The sequence below is a fragment of the Cupriavidus phytohabitans genome (genome assembly GCF_017815025.1).
Lineage (GTDB): Bacteria > Pseudomonadota > Gammaproteobacteria > Burkholderiales > Burkholderiaceae > Cupriavidus.
The window spans coordinates 1-409 of the sequence record NZ_JAGIQB010000269.1; the positions used below are offsets into that span (position 1 = coordinate 1).

Consider the following 409-nt stretch of genomic DNA (forward strand, 5'->3'; position numbering starts at 1 on the left):
ACACGCGCACGCCCCGACATTCGATGACGAGCCCGGACGATCCAATCGGCTCCGGCATCGGCGGCGATGCCATCTCTTGGGCAGGAATAGTTCGGCCGGCTCGGATGCGGACGCCGCGGCCCGCTCCTGATCCCGCCGCCACTTCGACACGAGATTCGCGTTCAGTCCATGTGAGCGCGCGACTTCTGCCAGTGAGCGTGCCGGGTCCAGCGTTTCCGCCACGACCTGCGTGCGGAATTCCTTTGCGTAATTCTTGGAGCCTCGCCGGCGACCTCGCGCCTTGATCTCCATTTCTTCTGGTTCCCACCAAATTCTGGTGGGAACCAGATTGCCGCCTAGCAGGCTGCTGAAGTACTAGCCGCGCAAAAAGCGAAGCTTGCCTCTACAAGGCTGAAGGGCTCGCTATTTT

Annotated in this window: 1 protein-coding gene; it reads right to left on the reverse strand. The window is 61.6% G+C overall.

Annotated features, from left to right (window positions below):
- The coding region (locus J8I34_RS34445; RefSeq protein ID WP_209808643.1) for a transposase at positions 1-291 on the reverse strand (291 nt) is incomplete at its 3' end.
- Positions 292-409: the final 118 nt, after the last annotated feature.